16 protein-coding genes and 3 pseudogenes are annotated in these 19,168 nt (G+C 68.4%); 11 read left to right on the forward strand and 8 right to left on the reverse strand.

The features are described from left to right. Positions 1 to 40 precede the first annotated feature (40 nt). Positions 41 to 685: a DUF998 domain-containing protein gene (locus tag ACFUO4_RS44065; RefSeq protein ID WP_383496510.1), complete on the reverse strand. Its 645-nt coding sequence runs from the start codon at positions 683 to 685 to the stop codon at positions 41 to 43. Between the two features lie 798 nt (positions 686 to 1,483). Here ACFUO4_RS44065 and ACFUO4_RS44070 point away from each other — a divergent pair. Beyond that, on the forward strand, positions 1,484 to 2,392 hold the full coding sequence (locus ACFUO4_RS44070; RefSeq protein ID WP_383496513.1) for an MFS transporter: 909 nt from the start codon (positions 1,484 to 1,486) through the stop codon (positions 2,390 to 2,392). Between the two features lie 48 nt (positions 2,393 to 2,440). Here ACFUO4_RS44070 and ACFUO4_RS44075 read toward each other — a convergent pair. Beyond that, a pseudogene (locus tag ACFUO4_RS44075) lies at positions 2,441 to 2,617 on the reverse strand (hypothetical protein); the annotation flags it as partial. A gap of 532 nt (positions 2,618 to 3,149) precedes the next feature. Here ACFUO4_RS44075 and ACFUO4_RS44080 point away from each other — a divergent pair. Further along, on the forward strand, positions 3,150 to 4,013 hold the full coding sequence (locus ACFUO4_RS44080; protein ID WP_383496516.1) for a hypothetical protein: 864 nt from the start codon (positions 3,150 to 3,152) through the stop codon (positions 4,011 to 4,013). Positions 4,014 to 4,106: 93 nt separating this feature from the next. Here the strand turns inward: ACFUO4_RS44080 and ACFUO4_RS44085 are convergent, their stop codons facing one another. Then, positions 4,107 to 5,084 (reverse strand): hypothetical protein, encoded by a 978-nt coding sequence (locus ACFUO4_RS44085; protein WP_383496519.1) that lies wholly within the window; start codon positions 5,082 to 5,084, stop codon positions 4,107 to 4,109. A gap of 703 nt (positions 5,085 to 5,787) precedes the next feature. Between ACFUO4_RS44085 and ACFUO4_RS44090 the strand changes: the two are divergent. From ACFUO4_RS44090 to ACFUO4_RS44120, 7 genes and pseudogenes are all read left to right on the forward strand, one after another. Next, a pseudogene (locus ACFUO4_RS44090) lies at positions 5,788 to 6,900 on the forward strand (GlxA family transcriptional regulator); the annotation flags it as partial. Positions 6,901 to 6,938: 38 nt separating this feature from the next. Further along, positions 6,939 to 7,985 carry a hypothetical protein gene (locus ACFUO4_RS44095; protein ID WP_383496522.1) on the forward strand — a complete coding sequence of 349 codons (1,047 nt, stop codon included), beginning with the start codon at positions 6,939 to 6,941 and terminating at the stop codon, positions 7,983 to 7,985. A 220-nt stretch (positions 7,986 to 8,205) separates the two neighbouring features. Further along, positions 8,206 to 9,029 (forward strand): IS5 family transposase gene (locus ACFUO4_RS44100; protein ID WP_383496524.1). Its coding sequence is split into 2 segments (ribosomal slippage): positions 8,206 to 8,547 and positions 8,550 to 9,029, totalling 822 coding nucleotides; the frame shifts between segments, so codons are not numbered across the junction. A 10-nt stretch (positions 9,030 to 9,039) separates the two neighbouring features. Next, positions 9,040 to 9,477 carry an SMI1/KNR4 family protein gene (locus ACFUO4_RS44105; protein WP_383496527.1) on the forward strand — a complete coding sequence of 146 codons (438 nt, stop codon included), beginning with the start codon at positions 9,040 to 9,042 and terminating at the stop codon, positions 9,475 to 9,477. A 205-nt stretch (positions 9,478 to 9,682) separates the two neighbouring features. Beyond that, positions 9,683 to 10,201 (forward strand): endonuclease domain-containing protein, encoded by a 519-nt coding sequence (locus tag ACFUO4_RS44110; protein ID WP_383496530.1) that lies wholly within the window; start codon positions 9,683 to 9,685, stop codon positions 10,199 to 10,201. Between the two features lie 865 nt (positions 10,202 to 11,066). Beyond that, the gene (locus ACFUO4_RS44115; protein ID WP_383496533.1) at positions 11,067 to 11,318 is read left to right on the forward strand and encodes an antitoxin MazE7; all 252 of its coding nucleotides are present in this window, start codon (positions 11,067 to 11,069) and stop codon (positions 11,316 to 11,318) included. 3 nt (positions 11,319 to 11,321) lie between these two features. Beyond that, positions 11,322 to 11,702 (forward strand): toxin Doc, encoded by a 381-nt coding sequence (locus ACFUO4_RS44120; protein ID WP_383496536.1) that lies wholly within the window; start codon positions 11,322 to 11,324, stop codon positions 11,700 to 11,702. Between the two features lie 80 nt (positions 11,703 to 11,782). Here the strand turns inward: ACFUO4_RS44120 and ACFUO4_RS44125 are convergent, their stop codons facing one another. Next, positions 11,783 to 12,409: a hypothetical protein gene (locus tag ACFUO4_RS44125; protein WP_383496539.1), complete on the reverse strand. Its 627-nt coding sequence runs from the start codon at positions 12,407 to 12,409 to the stop codon at positions 11,783 to 11,785. Between the two features lie 267 nt (positions 12,410 to 12,676). Between ACFUO4_RS44125 and ACFUO4_RS44130 the strand changes: the two genes are divergently transcribed. Beyond that, positions 12,677 to 14,293, forward strand: a complete 1,617-nt coding sequence (locus ACFUO4_RS44130; protein ID WP_383496542.1) for a hypothetical protein — start codon at positions 12,677 to 12,679, stop codon at positions 14,291 to 14,293. A 294-nt stretch (positions 14,294 to 14,587) separates the two neighbouring features. Here the strand turns inward: ACFUO4_RS44130 and ACFUO4_RS44135 are convergent, their stop codons facing one another. Further along, positions 14,588 to 15,241 (reverse strand): hypothetical protein, encoded by a 654-nt coding sequence (locus ACFUO4_RS44135; RefSeq protein WP_383496545.1) that lies wholly within the window; start codon positions 15,239 to 15,241, stop codon positions 14,588 to 14,590. Positions 15,242 to 15,558: 317 nt separating this feature from the next. Here ACFUO4_RS44135 and ACFUO4_RS44140 point away from each other — a divergent pair. Further along, positions 15,559 to 16,482 (forward strand): annotated as a pseudogene (locus ACFUO4_RS44140) (PHP domain-containing protein); the annotation flags it as partial. Positions 16,483 to 16,503: 21 nt separating this feature from the next. Here the strand turns inward: ACFUO4_RS44140 and ACFUO4_RS44145 are convergent. The 3 genes from ACFUO4_RS44145 to ACFUO4_RS44155 form a co-directional block, all read right to left on the reverse strand. Then, positions 16,504 to 16,719 (reverse strand): DUF6207 family protein, encoded by a 216-nt coding sequence (locus tag ACFUO4_RS44145; protein ID WP_383496548.1) that lies wholly within the window; start codon positions 16,717 to 16,719, stop codon positions 16,504 to 16,506. 281 nt (positions 16,720 to 17,000) lie between these two features. Then, on the reverse strand, positions 17,001 to 17,672 hold the full coding sequence (locus ACFUO4_RS44150; protein WP_383496551.1) for an HNH endonuclease family protein: 672 nt from the start codon (positions 17,670 to 17,672) through the stop codon (positions 17,001 to 17,003). A gap of 708 nt (positions 17,673 to 18,380) precedes the next feature. After that, positions 18,381 to 18,860, reverse strand: a complete 480-nt coding sequence (locus ACFUO4_RS44155; protein WP_383496554.1) for a GNAT family N-acetyltransferase — start codon at positions 18,858 to 18,860, stop codon at positions 18,381 to 18,383. Positions 18,861 to 19,168: the final 308 nt, after the last annotated feature.

Genomic DNA, 19,168 nt, shown 5'->3' on the forward strand with positions numbered 1-19,168 from the left:
CGGACGCAGGCCCAGCGGTGCAAGCGGTGAGCCCGGCTCCTCACATGGTCTCCGCCGCCGCTGTCTCCTTGCGCGCCACGGCCGCCCATGCGGTACCCACGCCCGCCACGGTCAGCCAGGCGGCCTGCGGCCAGATGCCGATGCGCTCCCAGACACCCAGACCGACATGCAGGAGGGACCCGGAATCCGCGGCCATGCCGGTGGCCGCGATACCGACGACAGCAGCGACGAACACCACAATGCTCAGCACCCCGCTCAGGGCGTGGCCCCGGCGCAGACGCCGAACACCGATGACGGCCATGCCCGCACCCCCGACCACCGTGTGGATCAGGGCCCCCAGCGCATGGACCGTCAGGTTCGTGTCCTCGGGCCACACGCCGACCAAGACGGTGCCCAAGCCGCCGACGGCCAGCAGCACATTCCCCGTCAGGTGCCCGCGCTCGGCGGTCAACAGCGCCCCTACGGCCCAGGTCACACCCCACATGATGATCGACACGTTCATCACCGAGTGCGCCGGTGAGCAGACGTAAGGACCAGTGCCGGACGGGAACCGGGCACAGTGCAATGCTCCGAGGTCACTGATGAAGTTCCTGCTCAGCGAGTACGGCGTCCGCCAACCCGCGGCCACGGCAGCCTGCACAAGGAACCACTGGAAGGACGAGAACAGCAGGAACGCACCTGCCATGCGGCGCCCAGTGACCGTGCCGGGGGCCCCGGCACGCGCTAGGGACGAGCGGGTAAGTGCATGGGGCGGGAACGACGTGTTCGAAAGAGCCATGGGATGCACCTTCTTCTACCCTGCAGGATCGCCACACAGGTGAATGTGCGAGCCGATCGTTGCAGGTGGCGGGCGGGAACACACCCCATCCTGCGCAACCTGCCGACGCCCGGCGTCGCACCGCGGGTCGACAACGGGTGGAAGTGCCACCTGCCCAAGGCGCGTGTCTCCACCCCTGGGTGGAGACGAGCCAGGCGCGCGACGGACCGCACGTGGTCAGCCCAGGCGGCAGCGGTAGTCACCCTGGCTGCGCTCGACCTCCAGATCACGCTCAATCGACCACCCCGCCCGAGCCACGGCATGCTCACATAACGTGCGCCTCACCGGCGCGAGTTCCTACCCCACCCGCGCTGGGACCTCCGGCCCGGAGACCGTGCGGAAGACGAGCCCGCCCTCCGCTTCCGCCGGCTTGGCGCCACCGGTCAGGGCTTCGTCGTCGGGGATGACGACGCACCGGCCGGGACGGCGCTCGGTATGGGCGTCGTCGAGTTGGTCGCCGCGGCTGACGGAAGCAGGAAGAGAGAGGAGGACCGCCGGCTTGTCTAAGGCTTCGATCTCGACAAGCGTTGTTGCCCCCCGCGCGGCCGGTGACCAGGGGTCTGCTAGCCGTAGCACGCGGTCGTCACTTCGCACAGAGAGTCCAGTTGCCGGCAGTTCTCCAGGCCGTCCAGGGCGGGGGCGTGGTTCCCCGAGCCGGGGACGTGCATGACCGAGAACCCGGGTGCAGAGCCGGTCAAGCCGGCGGCGCACCGCGTCGTCGATGCGGTGGGGGCCGCAGCCCAACTGCCGACCTCGCTCGCCCTTCTGCTGGCGGCCGTTCCGGCCGAGAACCGTACGCGCGCCACCCGCAACTGGGCGGCAGTCGGCGGACTGGATGCCGCCGCGGGCCCCGTCGCCGGCGGCCTGCTGGTCCAGGTCGACTGGCGCTGGGTGTTCGTGATCAACGTACCCATCGCCATCGCCACCGTCGTGGCCGGCCTTCGCGTCCTGCCCCGTACGACCCGCCGGGAAGAGGGCCGCCTGCCCGACATGCTCGGCGCGCTGCTCGTCACCGTCGCTGTGGCAGCCCTCTCCGGAGGTCTCGTGCAGGCCCCGGACTGGGGATGGCTGAACGCCAGGACTCTCGTGCTGTTCGCGGTCGCGCTGGTCACCGCGACTGCCTTCACCATCCGCTCACTGCGTCACAGCCACCCGCTGTTCGAGCTGCACCTGTTGAGGCTGCCCCGATTCGGCACCGCGAACATCGGGACCTTCGTCTTCGGTGTGGCCTTCGCCATCATGCTGCTGTCCAACGTGCTGTGGTGCCAGGAGGTCCGGCACTGGAGCGTGCTGCGCACCGGCGTTGCCATGGTGCCCGGGCCGGCCCTGGTCCCGGTCGTCACGCTGCTTACCGCGCGTGCCGCGCAGCGCCTCGGCCACGGGCCGCTGATCACCGTGGGTGGGCCTGCTGTTCGCCGTGGCGATGCTCTGGCGGGCCTGCTTCGCGTCTACCTGTTCGGCCGCGGACACGTTCTCAACCACCAGCAAGAGCCTGTCCTTCATACCGGCCAGCACCGTGCGATACAGCGCTGCCCGACCAAACACATCGATCGGAATGCGCTCAGGCATGACTGATGGCGCCACTGATCGCAACAGCGTTTCCAGAGCGTGAGATGGCTCGAGCGGCCCCGACGGCTCGTAGCCTCGCAGGTCCAAGTAGACGGAACCGCCCGGAAACCAGCCCTGGCGAACAGCCTCATGGGCTGCTTGCAGAACCACAGCGCTTTTTCCGACCCCTGCCATCCCGGTCACCACGGTGGCAGGGGGTAGTTCCTGTCCGTCCGGCGCGAGCTGCTCCATCAGGCTGCGCAGTTCCTTCTGCCGGCCAGTAAAAGCCTGAAGGTGACGAGGCAGTTGATGCGGAATCAAGTAGTCACTTGCATGCGGTGAGATGATGATGGAGCGGTTGTCGCCGCCCACAACGATGTTGTGGGCGCCTCCGACGGATCGGCCTCCAACCGCACTGCCCTCAGAATCGCCCCTGGCCACGCGCTCTCCCCTCTCAACCCTACGTGCTCCTCCGCTGGCGGAGGGGAGAACGCATGCCGTCCGCCTAACCCCAACAGGCAGGGGAGCTCGTTCCTACCGCACCCGCCAAGACGATGCATCAGTAAGGGAAGCTCTCTGGCGGTCTGTCAAGAAGCTGCGTACCGCGGCCGACACGAGTGATACCGGGGTGTCGCTGTGTGATCGCAGGGGGGTACCGTATCTCCCAGACAAGCGGCCGGCCTGCTCGGACGTGCGGTGCGACGACGGACTCCGGCCGGACGCTGGTGGCGACTGCGACAACTGCGCGAACGTGATCCACATCCGCCGGGGGCGCCGGGCGCGTATGGCTGCCGAAATCGACCGGGAGCTGCCCGGGATCGGTGAGGCAGAGCGCCGCAAGGTCCTCGAAGAACGGCTGCGTGAGCAGGCTGCCGTCGAGGCCGAGGACTTCATGTGGCGCCGTGAGCTGGCGCTGGCGGAGCGGGCCCGGCGGGAGGCGGCTCGTGCGGCAGCCCGGGAGCGGGGCGAGCGCGAGCGCCAGGAGGCTGTGGCCGCCGAAGCTGGGCGGCAGGAGCTGCCGTGCGGGGACTGCGGGCAGGACCGGTCGGCCGGACTGTGTGAGGCGTGCGGTTTTCGGCGCCGGAGGGAGGCGGCGATCGTGGAGGCCGGGCTGGTCGTGGCGACCTGGGCGGCCGACCTGGACGATGCCGTGGACGTCGCCGCGGTGGCCGCGCACGTCCGCTCGACGCTGGACGCCGGCATCGAGGCGGCCCGCCAGCAGTTCCTGGAGCTGATGGAGCCGGGCGAGCTGGAGGCCGACCCGGTCGCGGCGGCGTCCGTGCTCGCGTTCAACGCCTGCCAGACCGTGGAGCAGGCGCTGCCGGAGTACCGCAGCAGCGCGCTCGAACGGCTGGGCAGTACTCCGGAGGCAGAGGAGGAAGCCCGCCGGGCGTACAAGACCGAGCAGAACCGCAGGTGGTTCCGGGCGAACCCGAACGGCGCGGACGCGGTCGCCGCCGCGACGAAGGCCGCCGATGCCGCCCGGGAGCGCACGGCCGAGTACCTGCTCACGGTGCGCTTGGAGCAGCTGCGCGAGCGGACGGCGGACCGTACCGAACAGGCGGCGGCCGCGCCGTGGTCGGACCGGCTGACCGCACTGGCCGCGCGCCCGCTGGTCGGCGAGAGGGCCGAGGCGATGATCGCGTGAACGGCGAAGTGAGCGGGGGCGACCTCGCGCGCCAGCCCCCGGCCGCAGCCGACTAGGGAGGCCTATCGGACAGTCCCATGCCGACGCTGCACCTCAGACATTGGCCGGGCGGGGCAGGCCAGCGATGTGCAGCCAGGTCTTGGCGGTCTGTCGGCCAGCGGCCTCGAGTTCGGCCGTCGGCCAGCCGTTGTGGCTGTACAGGCGTCGCAGCATCGCGAGGGCCGCTAGCGGAGCTCCAGCACAACGGACCGCAGCCTCCTGAGGGCTGATCTGCATCTGCCGGTACTCAAAGTGATCGTCCGGTCCGGTCACCGGGGCACCTGGAGCATCCGTGTAGAACATCAGCAATCCATGAGTCTGCCCGTGCGCGACGGCTGAAGTGGCCCGCCACAGCAAGGCGCCCAGTTGGCCACCTGGTGCGATGACATCGCTAGCCATCTCTGTGGTGCTGGGTGCTGGGTGCGGGCCGAGGTAGCAGGGCCGCACCTTGTCCGCGATCTTTCCCTTCACGGAGAAGCCATGGAGCCGGGCAGAACGAAGGATGCGCTCGGTGCGCTCTCTGAGTCGTTGGCGAGCCTCTTCGGCTCCCGTGGTCTGGCCGTGCCCCACCATCAGCGACTGCTCTTTCAGACTCAGCAGGCGGTAGTTCATGTTGCGCCGCACCCGCTCCCGGACACCGATGTCCGGCTCCAACAGAAACCACGGCTTAGTGGCTATATCCAGGGCACTGCGGGCCACCGTATGCGAGGCCGTCAGGCCACCAGGCGAGCTGAGCAGCAGGCCCAGGCTGTCGAGATGGTCCATGGCGGCCAAGGTTGGCGCTATGGCCGCCAGATGTGCGTCGTGGACCGGGCGAGCTGCCCACTCGCCCGCCAAGTCGTCATCCTGCTGCAGCTCAAGCGCGGCAGGGGAGTCTGGCAACGCCCGGCCATGGTGCCGGCTATAGGTGTTGTCGAACTCCTCGCGAAGCAGTTGCAGGGAGCCGCTCAGTACATGCCACGCATCTGTCGTCACAGCTTCGAAGGTAAGCCGCAAGCAGGCCACCTGCTTGCGAATTACCGGCAGGCGCACGGCACAAGCCAACGCCTGCACAGACGCGCGAGCCCAGGCGGGCGGGCAGGGTGCTGGGCATGCCACAAAGCCTCCGACAAGAAAGAGTGGTCGTCGGCCGCGTCCAGGCGTGCGAGTCGGGAGACGGATCCGCAAAGATGGATTCTGACGCGGGCAGTGGACGGGCAGGCTCCCGTTTCGGACTCGTCCCGTTGGACGTTGACCGAGGGGCGAGTAGGGAGGCCGCGCGTTCAAGTCCGGTTCGGTCGTGCAGTGTTGGCCCCTACCTCTTACGGTGTTCCCGGCAGCCACGGACTGCTGAGACGCTGGTGAGGAAACGGGGGCCTCCTTGAAAGACTTCGTCACGGTCTGCGCGGCTGAGCTCATCAGGCATATGCGCGAGGAGTCCTGGCCGCTGGTCCGCGACGCTCTCGTCACGTTCCTCGTGGATAACGAACCGGGCAGCGCAACGCGGGCGAACGAGGTCCGGCAGCAGCTGGAGCGTGCACGCGGTGACCTGCTCCGTGCGCTGGAGAACAGTGAGCAGGACACGGCCACCGACGTGGAAGCAGAACTACGGATGCGCTTGCGCCGTGTCCTGCACGATCGGCCCCGTGCAAGCACTCCGCTTCGGCTTCTGGTGAGCCAATTCCAGCATGCCGCAGCGCCGGCTCGTGTGAAGGAACCGCAGCCCGAAGCCAGCCACCTCCCTGCAGCCTCCGGAGTGCCGTCCCACGAGGCCACAGCTCCCCGCTCCGTCGATGCCGCGCCCGGGGTGATCCCCGGGCGACGCCGCAAGGAAGTTGTCGCGGTGCTGCTGTTCCGTGGCGGCCCGATCTTCGAGACTTCCATCCCCCTGTCGGTGTTCGGAATCGACCGCCAGGACGTCGGCGTACCCCGCTACCGCCTTCTGGTGACGGCTGGAGAGGAGGGCCCCCTACAGACCACAGGAGGCCTCGAACTTGTCGCGCCGTACGGGCTGGACGCGATCGCGCGCGCTGGGACTGTCGTGGTGCCTGCCTGGCGGTCGATCACCTCGCCACCGTCCGAGGAGGCGCTCGACGCGCTGCGCCAGGCGCACGAGGAAGGCGCCCGCATCGTCGGGCTCAATACCGGGGCGTTCGTCCTTGCCGCAGCGGGCCTGCTGGACGGCCGCCCCGCGACGACACACTGGATGTATGCACCGACACTGGCCAAACGCTATCCGTCAGTGCACGTCGATCCCAGAGAGCTCTTCGTCGACGACGGCGACATCCTGACGTCCGCCGGCACGGCGGCCGGACTCGACTTGTGCCTCCACATCGTCCGTACGGACCACGGCAGTGAAGCGGCCAGCGCCCTGGCCCGCCGCCTGGTGGCGCCCACGCGGAGGGCGGGAGCCCGGGAACTCTCTGCGGACCGCGCCTTACCGGAGGAGATCGGCGCCGACCCGCTCGCCGAGGTGATCACCTGGGCGCTGGAGCACCTGCACGAGCAGTTCGACATCGACACCCTCGCGGCACGCGCGCACTTGAGCCGGCGCACCTTTGACCGGCGCTTCCATGAACTCACCGGAAGTGCCCCCATGCAGTGGCTGACGACTCAGCGGGTTCTACAGGCCCAGCGACTGCTGGAGACTACCGAGTTGTCCGTCGACGAGATCGCCGTACGCTGCGGCTTCCGTTCGCCGGTGGCTTTGCGCGGACACTTCCGTCGCCAACTTGGCTCCTCCCCGGCTGCATACCGGGACGCCTACCGTGCTCGCTACCCTGCGGACGGCGGGGTCCTGCACACCTCACCCGGTCCCTCGCCCGCCCCGGACGACGATGAATGGCCGGCCCCGCCTCCCATCCAGCCGACCGCTTCTCGCCGTGTGCAGCGGGGCGCTGGCGCCTGATGGGAGACATCGCCAAGGGCGCGCTGGGAGGCGCCTGGAGTCTGCTGGTCGGGTGGGTGCTTCCCACCGCGATCAACCTCGCCGTCCTCACCACGACCTTGCTCCCCAGCCTTCGCAAGGTTCCGCCGTTCGAGCACGCATCAAGCCTGGCCGAAGGACGCGGCGCGCTGGCCTTTCTGACTGCGTCACTGATGCTGGGCCTGGTCCTCAACGCACTGCAGAACCCTCTCTACCGCATCCTGGAGGGCTACTTGCTGTGGCCCTCGCTCGCCTACGAACACGGCTGCCGCCGTCACCAGGAGATCAGACGCATCCTGACCGACCGGCTACGTCTCATGCGCCTTGAGCGTCGTGCTGCGGGCCCTGGCCTGTCCGCCATCGACCGAGCCGACCTCGCCCTCCTGCGTCATAGCCGCCATCTCACCCGCTATCAAAGCCAGGACCAGCGCAGCACCGTCACCCGCCGTGCCCTCCTGCAAGAGCGCCTCGCCCGCTACCCCGTCGACGACAGCCACCTCGCCCCGACTCGGCTGGGCAACGCGATCCGCCGCTTCGAGGTATACGCCTACGACCGCTATCAGCTCGACTCGCAGCTCCTGTGGAACGAGTTGACCTCCACAGCCCCAGAACAGGCCCGTCGCCAGGTCGACACCGCACGGACCAGCGTCGACTTCTTCGTCTGCCTGCTCTACGGCCACCTTGCCGTACTGCTCGCCGCCGTCGTGACTCTCACCTCCACTGCCAATGCCGCTGGCGCGCCAGCCGCAGCGGCGACCGCTGTCGTCCTCGCCGCTCTTCTGCCCGTGTGGTACCGGTGCGCCGTCAGCGCCACAGATGAATGGGCGGCCGCGGTGCGGGCCCTGGTCAACGTCGGACGACACCCGCTGGCCGCGTCGCTCGGCCTCAACATTCCCAAAGAAATCGCCGCCGAACGCACCATGTGGTCCCTGGTCTCCCGTCTCCCGCGCATCCCGTACCACGAGAATGCTGCAGCCCTGGACCACTACCGTCGCTCGCCTGCTCACCCAAACGACAACACCACGTGAACTTGCAGGCAGTGGCCGAGTCAGCTGGGTGGCACGGGCCGCGGTGGTTGCCCGGCTGTGGCCTGCTGTAGAACGTGCTCTGGTCAACCTGGCCGTCGTCGCTCCCTCGCCGAAGGCCTCGGTCTGGTCCCGCTGGCAAAGCTCGCAGACGAACGTGCCGTGTGAGCCCTCGCCAGCAACTTAGACGATGTCTTGATTGGCCGTAGTTCGTTGCCAGGGCATGGGCATAGTTGAGCGGTTGGCGCCGGATGGGCTCTGGGAGATCTTTCAAGGTGTAGCGCCTGAGCCGCCGGTGCGACGCCAGGGCGGCGGTCGGCGACGGTGTGATGACCGCGCTGTGCTGGCGGCGATCATCTTCGTTGCGGCTTCGGGTTGTACGTGGCGGCAATTGCCGCCAGTCTTTGGTGCCTCCTGGCAGACGGTGCATCGGCGCTTCACCGATTGGTCGAAGGCCCGGGTGTGGGCGAAGATGCACCGCATAGTGCTGGACCGGCTCGGTGCGGATGGCCAGCTGGACTGGTCGCGATGCGCGATCGACTCGGCGAGCGTCCGAGCGGTCAAAGGGGGCCCTTGACTGGACCGAATCCGACTGATCGCGGCAAGCTCGGATCGAAGATCCATGTCATCTGTGACCGCAACGGCCTGCCGATCTCGGTGGGCATCTCGGGTGCCAACCTCCACGACAGTCAGGCGCTGATTCCGTTGATGCGTGGCATCCCGCCGATCCGATCCCGTTTTGGCCCTCGGCGTCGCCGCCCGGCCAAGCTGCACGCTGACAAGGGGTACGACTTCGACCATCTGCGCGGATGGCTACGGCGCCGGCAGATCGTGCCGCGCATCGCCCGGCGAGGCATCGAGCCACCGGGCCGCCTGGGCCGACACCGCTGGGTGGTTGAGCGCACGATGTCCTGGCTGAACGGGTGCCGTCGCCTGCACCGACGCTACGAGCACAAGGCTGAACACTTCCTGGCGTTCGTAGGCATAGCCAGCATGCTCATCTGCTTTCGCCGGTGCAGTGCCCGAGCCCTGAAGGTGGCTGGCTAAGCTCCGGATCATGTGGAGACAGGCAGCGACAGCGGTCTTTCCCGGCGTGGGCTTCCGGGAACCGGCCCAGGCATCCGATCTCGTCGCGGCGGAGACCCGGCTGAGGCGAACGCTGCCAGCAGAGCTCCGGCAATTGCTCCTCGAAAGCAATGGGGTGATCGGACACACTCACGTGGACACCGTCTGGCCCATCGATCAGATCGTCGAGAGGAACCTGCTCTTCTGGTCCGACCAGACGTTCGCGCAGCTCTACATGAGTTTCGACGCCCTCCTCTTCTTCGGGGACAACGGAGGTGGCGACCAGTTCGCCTTCGTGCAGGAGCCCGAGCGTCCCGACATCTTCGTGTGGGAGCACGAGAACGACAGTCGTCGATGGGTCGCCAACAACCTGCAGGACTACCTCAGCCGTTCACTCCGAGCTGACGGCGACGACTGGTATCAGCTCTGATGCGGCAGGTCTCCGATCATGAGCCGACACCAATCAAGACACCGTCTTAATCAGCCGCGGTTGGAGTTCGGCCTGTATTGACATCGTCCGCGTGTACGACGGGCACGCGGCGACCTCTCGCCGAAGCCGCCCGAGGACGATGGGGCTCACCTCCCCCCCAAGGGCTTCTGCGGCGTTGTCAGCGCCGAGCACTAACGTCGGCGCGGTGACGAGCGCATGGTTCCAGTTCGAGGACTCCAGCAGTTGCCATATATGCGACGAGTTCATCTACAAGGGCGAGCGGTACGGCAAGACTTTGTGCCTGGAGTGCGGCCCAGCCGTGGCCCAGGCGCGGCGGTTCCGGCTCTCCTTGGCGCGCGTTAATGCGATCTTGCGCATCCAGGACGACTGCTGCGCGATATGTGGCGGCAGTCCGGGAGACAGCGCGGCCAGCGGTCCGATCTGGTGGCAGATCGATCACGACCATGCGTGCTGTACCGGCTGTCCGAAGTGTGTTCGCGGACTGCTGTGCCTGCCCTGCAACGTGAGACTTGGCCACTACGAGGGGCAGTTGGGGCGTGGTCGCCTGGATGGGTGGCGCGTGCAGAACGTCGACGATTACCTCGCGAGCCCGCCGGCACAAAGCATTGAGGCCCGCAAGCTTCATCCCGATGATTACGGATGGGCGCGCGTCAGGTACACGGCCTTCACGTGGCGAACCCTCACCTGGAAGAGGCAGGCCTAATGCCCCAAGTCCTTCTTGTAGTCGGCGAGGGCCAGAACGGCCGCGGACTGTTCCTCGGGCTCGGGCTCGTGCGGCTCGATCCGCACGCGGCGCCGGTCGCCGTCGACCCCGCGCCTCCGGGGATGTGCCGCAGGGCCAGAGAGAGGAGGGGAGATGCGATCAGTCGACCCCGCGTCTGCGGGGATGTGCCGGAAGTCTTCGCGACGTCGGGCAGTTCCCTCCAGTCGACCCCGCGCTTGCGGGGATGTGCCGTGCTCCAGATGGTCAACCCCGACGCCAGAGCAGTCGACCCCGCGCCTGCGGGGATGTGCCGTTCTACGACCCCCAGGGCGAGCGCTACGGCATGTCGACCCCGCGCCCGCGGGGATGCGCCGAACATGAGGCAGCCACCCACTGTGTTGCGGCCGTCGACCCCGGGCCCGCGGGGATGTGCCCTGTGGCCGTCGATCTGGGAGGCCTCCCGTGGTGTCGACCCCGCGCCCGCGGGGATGTGCCGTACTTCGACATCCATTACAACGACCCGCCGGGGTCGACCCCGCGCCTGCGGGGATGTGCCGGTGCAGGCCAACCCCGCCAAGCCCAACGCCAGAGCAGTCGACCCCGCGCCTGCGGGGATGTGCCGGTCGCCAGGTGGGTCTGGGCGGGGCCTGCTGCGTCGCCCCCGCGCCTGCGGGGATGTGCCTCGGCTGTAGTGGAGCTGCGCGGCGACCGTCACGTCGACCCTGCGCCTGCGGGGATGTGCCGCCGCCGAAGTCGGTACGCGGCGACGTCTCGCCGGAGCTGGTCGAGGACGGGCAGTGATCGGTGCAGGGTCACGTCCCGTGATAGGTATTCGCGAAGGTACCCGTTAGTGCATACTCGGGATATGGCTGATACCACCATGAAGGTCGACTCCGAGACCAGGGACCGGTTCGCCGCGGTCGCCGCCGCCCGCGGGCAGAGCGTGCGCGCCTACCTGGCCGAGCTGGCCAAAGAGGAAGAGAACCAGATCAAGCTGAGCAGGGCGACCGCCGTGTTCCGCGAGATCATCGCCAGGCCTGGCCTGGCCGAGGCATTCGACGAGGCCTTCCCCGACGACGCCCTGGGGCGGCAGAGCACAACGGGGCGGGCGGCCTGATCCTTGGAACTGCACATCGACATCCGGTGGCTCCTTGACCGCCAGGAAGAACTCCTCGGCAAGGAGCTCGGGGTCCGGGACTACTCGGGCCTGGTGGCCGCCGTTGCCCGGCACCGGGTGAACACACCACAGCTGGACATGGGCGAGCCCGACGCCTACTGGCGGGCCGCAGCCCTGCTGGAACAGCTGGTTCTGCTGCGCCCCTTGCCGGCCCGCAACGCCTACTTCGGGTACGGCGTGGCCGTGGCCTATATCCGGGCGTCCGGAGAGGAGATCGACGACTCCTTCGAACTGTGGCGGGACCTGATCGCTGACATTCGGGCGCTGCGGCTCACCGTCTACGACATCGCCGACCGTCTGCGCTCCTGGGGCGCCGCGCAGTAGAAGACTGCGCCGGTTGGCGCGCCTCTTATCAGAGCGCGCGCCAACCGGGCGCAGAGGTGTCCAGGGAGTTCGGCCGCTGCTCAGTACCAGCTCATGTCCCGCTGGTAGGCCTCGTAGTCGGCCAGGTGGGACGTGTAGCCGTCTTGGAGCAGGTGAGCAAGCCGATGGAGTCTGTTGGCTTGTTCGTAGAAGTCGATGTTCTCCTGAACGGGGCGTGCGGGAGTCCCGTCCCTACCGATCAGGGAGTACCGGTAGGCCTGCCCCGTCTCATCCTCGCTGTCGAGCCACTTCAGGGACTCCAACGTCTTCAGGTCGATGGTGTTCTCGGAGTCCATAGATGTCAGGTGCTGCAGGTACCGGTTGTAGCAATCCGCGAGCTTCTTGATGTTGTGCGTTTTACTCAGCCGCTCCGCGACGCGTTCCGCGCTGAGGTTCTCCGGGCCCTGATAGCCGTCGCGCAGCGCACAGCGGGCCGCGAGTTTGATCAGCCATTTCAGCGTGAGCTCGATGCTGTGCCGGTACAGGTACAGGATGGGGATGGGCAGGCCGTCATTGGGCTGAGCGAAGAACCGCTCGGCTGCGAGGTCGGCCACGTCCAGATAGCCGCCCGCAATGGTGAGCTCGTCTTCGGCGGAGCCGCCGAGGATGGCGATGCGGTGGTGATCCCAGCGCGGCCGGGGCAGGTCAAAATCGTCGATATCATCCATATCGGTCAGGGTGGGCTTGCGTGGCCCCGCCCGGCAAGCGAATAACCAACAGCGATCGCAGCGCCCACCCGCGGCAGACCCGTCGCGATAGATCACGTCGCGCGGTCATCGCCGTTGGCCCCTCGCGCGCGTTGGTCGGCGCATCCCGACGGCCGTGGCGACGAGGCGCCGTCGCCATCCATGCTCTTGTGTCAGTCCCCAATGTCAGACTGCAACTGCCCCTGTCACGGGGGTGGTTGAGCTGATCTCCGGCGAGAGGATTGATACGTGGCGGTCGACTGGGACGTGCTGGACTGGACATGCCCCACCTGCGCGGCGCCGCGCGCGAAGGCATGCACCACGAAGGACGGCCGCCCCCGGTCTACGCACATCGGTCGTCGAATCACCTTGATCCTGCTGCGGTTCGCTGTACGCCGCGGCCGCGGCCAGCCTCCGGTCGAGCGGGCCCAGATCGTACGGTCCCTCATCGAGGTCCAGGAGTCGGACAAGGCCGCCCGAAAGGGCTACCTGTGGCATCAGGCCGCCGGCGAGCTGTACCTGTGGGACCAGGTGGTGGCTGAAGCCGGGCGGCACACGGCGGCCGCCGTCGCGGGCCACCTCGACGGCGACGAGCTGCGCGACGCAGCCCAGCAGACCGCACGCCGCATCAACCAGGCACGAGAGCTCCTGATCGAATGGCACCGAGAGCGCGCGGAATATCCGCTCGACGAGGAGCTCCTGGCCGGGGTGCTGCGCCCCACTCCGAGCCTGCTCGCCCGTGCCCGGCGCCGCGGCGACCTTCAGCACCTTGAAGCCGACCTGGCGCGCCGGACCGCGCACCTTGACCGGACAGGCGGCACCTGGGCAGCGACGTGGCACAGCAGCGGCGCCCTGACCGCGCACCGCGACGACGGTCTGTGCGTCCGCAGCTGGAGCGCCACCCCCGATGCCGTGGAACAAGCCCTGCAGTCGTTCGAGGCCACCAGCCGCCACCGCCCACAGATCACCCTGGCCCTGCATGGTGAACGGCCCGACGTCCCGGCCACGGACAATGACGCACCCGGCATCGACCGGGGGGATGTCCAGCGCGCCTTCGATGCCGACCGGGCCGCGCTCGAAGCCACCGTGGCCGCCATCGTCGATCTCCAGCGGGCCTGGCCCGAGCAGGAGATCACTGATCGGGTGCGGGCGGCCACCGCCCAGCTCCAGGCCAGCGCGCCGCAGTCGCCGCATTTCGACCTCTACAGCCGCCAGCGGGAACGCACCTGGGCATACAGCGAGAGCGCCGCCTGGGTGCGTACCGACGCCATCGTGCAGGCCGTCGACAAGGTCTGGGGCGACTTCGACCGCTCCGAGGAGTCGCGCGGCCCCAGCTGGATTCCGCGCGCCACCCGCGAACTGCTCACCACCCAGCCCGAGCAGCTCGCCGCGTTCCTCCGCCACCACTTTGCCGAGACATCCGCCATCACCCTCGGCGTCATCAACGGGCCGGCCGGGCCGCTCTACAACGTCGCCTCGGGCGGCGCCCATCGCACCCACCTTTTTCGGATTCTGGGCCTGCCCTGGATCGTCGCGGAGCTCTATGCCCGCATCCCGCGCCGCCGGTTCGAGGTCGCTTCCGTCATCGACACTTCCAAAGGCATGCCCGAGATCGAGCGTGTCGGGCGCGGCTGGAACACCCTGCTCGAGCGCGGCCTCCTCCATGGCCGCATCCGCTACGAAGGCGACTTCGCCGTGCTCGACCTCGACCACGCACCCGCGCCGTGGCTGCTGGGCGACGCCGCCCTCGCCAGCGCCTACAACACGGCCTACGAGCGGGTGTATCCCGGCGCGCTGACCGAACTGGGCATCCCCGCGACCGCCCTGGCCGGCCTCGAAGCCTGGGAGCAGTGGCTGTACGACTGACGGACCCCAACAGCACGGCATGGGACACCAGAACACGCCCGTGACCGGTTGCGAGAGATGAGCGCTGACGCTCGCGCCCGCGCTGATCCGTCGAGTGGGCGCCGGGCGACGGAGGCTGCTGGTTGACCCCGCGTATCCCGACGGCCGTGCCGGTCAGCTGCTGGGGCAATCCGCCTCGACCAGGGGTGATCGGTCGTGGTCCGTCGCACCTGTGACCATGGAGGTCAGTCGGCCCGTAGGGCCAGGTCTTTGCTCAGCCACGGCAGAGATAGATGCCGCAGGCTTCCGGACGGGTCAGGGTGTGGGCGAGGCCTCGGTGAGTGCCATCCAGTCTCGGATCGTCTCCTGGTGTGAACCTCTCGCCGTACTCGCGGCCACCGCCTCGGCGTCCTCGACGCAACACGGCGTTCCTGCTCGGGTGAGCAGGACGAGTGGCCACGCAGGGCCCGGCCCGGCCGGCTCCCCGTCGAAGGCGGTCCAGTCCCAGGGCCCGCCGAACCGCCATGCCCGGCCGGCGGCATCGGCGACCTCGTCGCCCACCTGGAGGGATGCGTATGGGCGCATCAACAGTTCGAAGGTGAAGGGAATCCCATCGCCCGGGTGGATGGTGTATCCCGAGCCATCACGATGGCTCTCGTCCGGGAACTCGCGATAGGACAGACCTCGAGGGAGCACGGTCACGGTCTGGGTGGGATGTGGCAGCCAGGCCGTCTCCAGCGGGGGGTCGTGGTGTTCGACGTCCGTCACGTGCACGAGGGTGGGCGGCACGCCGACCCGGCAGAGGTCTCCCGCCTTCAGCTGGTCGGGCGGGGGGTCCGTTCGAAAGAGCTCGGCCTCCGCCTCGGGCGAGAAGCTCCCGCCGCTGTTCACGCCGAGGGCGACGACCCCGTTCCAGCGCGCGAACTCGTTCTCGGTATCGATCTCCCACCACGGCCATCGCACCGACACGTGATCCCACGTGACACCCTGCACGACCCTGGCAACCGTGAACGGGCAAGCAACCGACAGCACGTCACCGACTCGGAAGTCCCCCTCATCGATCATTCGGTCAGGGTAGACGGGTTCTTCTGTCGGGCCTGCGGGCGACCTGCTGCGCACATTGGCCAATTGGCGTGCTCAAAGGCCAGCTATCGCGCACAGTCACAACGCCCGCCCAACTCGTGACCTGGGATCTCACGCACTACATTGTTCGAAAAGATATTCGATACTGAGGAAGCGGTGCACCGCATGGCGGGCCGAAGGGGGCAGGAGATGGGAGGCACGCCATGGGCGGCTTTACCCATCTCAGCGTCGCCTCCGGGTTCTCCACCCGGTTCGGTGCCGCCCGCCCCGAGCAGCTCGTCCAGCGCGCCGCCGAACGCGGCATGACGACGCTGGCGCTGACCGACCGCGACGCCGTGACCGGCGCCGTGCGGTTCGCGCAGGCCGCCCTCGCGCACGGCATCCGGCCGATCTTCGGCATCAGCCTTGGCGTCGCCCCGCTCGCCCCCGCTCCCGCGCAGCGCCGCCGCACCCGGTCCGCGGCGGCGCCCACGTGGACGAGCCGCCCCACCGGATAGTCCTGCTCGCCCAGTCCGCCGCCGGCTGGGCACGGCTGTGCAGGCTGAATTCCGCCGCCCACACGCACAGCGACGGCCCGCCCCTTCTCACCTGGGAGGACCTGCACCAGCACGCGGGGGAGGGGCTGACCGTGCTGCTCGGCCCCACCTCCGAACCCATCCGCGCCCTGGCCGCCGGCCGCACGGATCTCGCCGAACACCTCCTCGCGCCCTGGCGGCAGCCGCCCGGCATCCAGCTGCGCCTGGAAGCCTGCTGGCTTGGGCACATCGGCCCCGGGCCCGGCTCACTGCGCCTGGCCGCCCGCACCCTCACCCCTCGCCGACCTACTGGGCATCCCCGTCGTGCTGACCAACGCCGTCCGCTACGCCGACGCCGACCAGCACCGCCTCGCCGACGTCCTGGACGCCGCCCGCCTGCTGCGCCCCATCGACCGCCGCCACCTCGACTCAGGGGAGCGCTGGCTGAAGCCCCCGGCCGCCATGGGCGAGATCGCCCGCCGGATCGCCGCGGCCGCCAGCCACGGCGAGGACCGCGCCGACCGGCTGATGGCGGACACCACCGCCACGGCCGACGCCTGTGCCGTCGACCCCGCCCGCGACCTCGGAACTGGAGGCCCGAGTGTCCCGGATGACAGGTGAGGCGAAGGGGCGTTAGTCGGGGGCTTGGCGGAGGTCGAGGAAGCAGCGCAGTCGTACGCCGGGCTGTCCTGGTTCTCGGGTCGCGTGGGCGGCGGGTGCGATGGCGCACTGTGCAGCGAGCAGGCTCTGAACGGCGAAAGCGGTCGTCTCGTCCCCGGCCGCGATTTCCACCACGGCGAGTCCGGGCTCAGCCATGTGCGCTTCGTTGATCGCTCTCATACACAGCATTACGCGCACACGCCCTGCCAGGTTCTCCCGCAGCGGCGTCTTCACCCGTCCGAGCACCCGAGTGAGGGCTCATGATGCCGAGACCGATCGGGAACCCAGCCCGATGCCGCTGGCGTAGAGCAGCGAGCAAGCGGACGTAGCAGCCTCACGGCGTCGGGCGCAGCAGATGGTGCGGCCGCTGCCGGTGTTGCGGTAGAGGCAGCTGTGGAGATGGTGCGGGGCGGGCATTGCCGCGGTCCCTCCGATGCGGTCGGAACCGCATCCGAAGGCCCGGGTCGGCGTTAGGGGGCCGGAACGTAGTGGACGACCGTCAACTCGCATGGCCCGCCGGCGTAGACGTTGATGGTGTCGATTTCGGCTTGGTCAGCACTCAGCCCCCAGCGCAGCTTGGTCGCGGTCCACTCGGCGAGGTAGCGGCACGTGGCGCTCGGCGCGGGCGGCATCCACGCGCTGGGGTCCTGGTCAGCCTTCTGACGGTTCGTCCGTGCGGTGACAGCGACCAGGCTGGCGGCGGCGTCCTGGTCATTGGCGTACGCCTCGCGGTGGGCGGCGCTCCACGTGGAGGCGCCGGAGTCCCAGGCCTCGGCGAGAGGGACCATGTGGTCGATGTCAAGCTGGGCAGGGTCAGTGACTTCCTGCTCGTCGTAGTAGGACAGCCACTTGCCGCCGCTCAGCTTGCAGCCGGCCGACACGGTCGGCGCCTCAGAGGCTTCCGCCAGGAGTACTTCGGCACGAGTGTTGCAGCCGTCGGCCGGGTCCAGGCCGCTGTTCCAGTGCTTGAACTTGTCGCGTGTATATCCGGTGCGGGACTCGTCGGCGACCGGGATCTGTCCGACCGCGTACGAGAGCGGGAAAGCCTGCGCTGCTGCTGAGGCATGCGCCGGCGTAGGGACAGCGAGCGGGGCGAGGACGATGAAGAGCGCGGGAAGAGCGCGCAGCATGTTCTTGATCACGACGGCATCAATAGCGGTGCATGACCGGACCAGTGAGTGATCAGACCCCTTTGTGGACCGGTCGGCTGAACGCTTTCACCGCCGAACCGTTTTATCCCATCACCCAGTTGACGTCGATGCCTGCCGATCAAGGGCGTCGGAGTAAGTGATCGCGATCCGAGTGTCTCAGCGTTCGACCTTCCAAGCGGTGGGGCAGCACGACGAAGCCCTTGCCCCGCTGGCTGACGGCCCACTTCGCACCGTCCGGTGCGAGGCCCTGGCCGAGGTGGGCGCATTGAACGGCGCGCCCTCGCGCACTGCTCGCCGCCATACCCGGCCCCAGTCAGGATGCGGTCCCTGAGCGAGCCCACTCCTTGCGGCGCGCCTGGGAGCGTTGGTTGGCGGTGGGACGCCAGTTCTTGGCCGTGCGTCGGCGAGGCGGACACCGCGGGACCTTCCGATGCCTTCTCCACCCTCGTGTCGGCGAGGAGCACAACTCGCGGTAGATGCGATCCCACTCGGGGGCCGAACCACCCCCGCGTCCGCGGGGGTGAACCGACCCAGTCCATGGCCGCGAAGCGCCTGGTACCGGGAGAAGGACCTACTGCCGGGCGACCTGGAAACCGTCATTGACGCGGCCAGCAGCCTGAACGAAACAGTCGAGCAGATCCTGTGCGAGAGCGGCCTGGACCAAGTGCTTCCTATCGACCGCTGACAGCTGCACGGTGGTCAGGTGTACCGGGGTTCTGGGGTGCTCCTGCGTAAGACGTCCGTGACTGGACAGCCCCAGGCCGCTCCGGGTGTCTCGGGTTCGATCAGCGTCAATCCGCACGCTTGGAAGAACGCCCGTCGGCTGAGTGCATCGTTGCCGTCCTGAGGGGCCAGGGCGAGGAACGTGCGGCCTGCCTCCTGAGCCCGGTGGGCAACGCCGGTCAGCAAGGCGCGCCCGAGCTCGCCGCGCCGCTCAGCGACCACGATGTTGTAGATCCATGCCTGCTTTCCGAGATGACCGGCCCGTCCCTGGTCCCGCCCGAAGTCGCAGTGCAGGTCGTACTCCACTACGCCCACGACCTCACCGTCTTGGTCGGCCACGAGTACGTCGATGCCTTCGGTGCTGTAGAGGCCCCCATCGGGTGCAAGGTCCGCCGATGCCAGAAGGCCAGCGACCACCGAGTGGTCGGCCTCAGACATCGTGCGGATCAGCGCCATGCGCTGAGTATCCCAATGAAGTGCTGTGCTGAGGGCATCCTCAACCCAGCGTCCTCAAATATGCCCGCGCCATCGGCAAGCCGATTTCGTTCACCGATCCCGCCCCCGCTGCAACGTAGTTCGCCGGGAGAGGTCCTCAGGATCCCAGGACATACACGCACATGGACGGCTTCGCGGGCTCCTCCGGCTCCGGGGCCAGCGGCACGATGTCGAGATGCTCCAGGCGCTCCGAAACCACGGACCGTGACTCGGAAGAAACATCAACAGCCTCGCACCGCTGAAGCTCCTGCACCCACAGAACTAACGTA

The sequence above is a fragment of the Streptomyces sp. NPDC057280 genome (assembly GCF_042668605.1).
Taxonomy (GTDB): domain Bacteria; phylum Actinomycetota; class Actinomycetes; order Streptomycetales; family Streptomycetaceae; genus Streptomyces.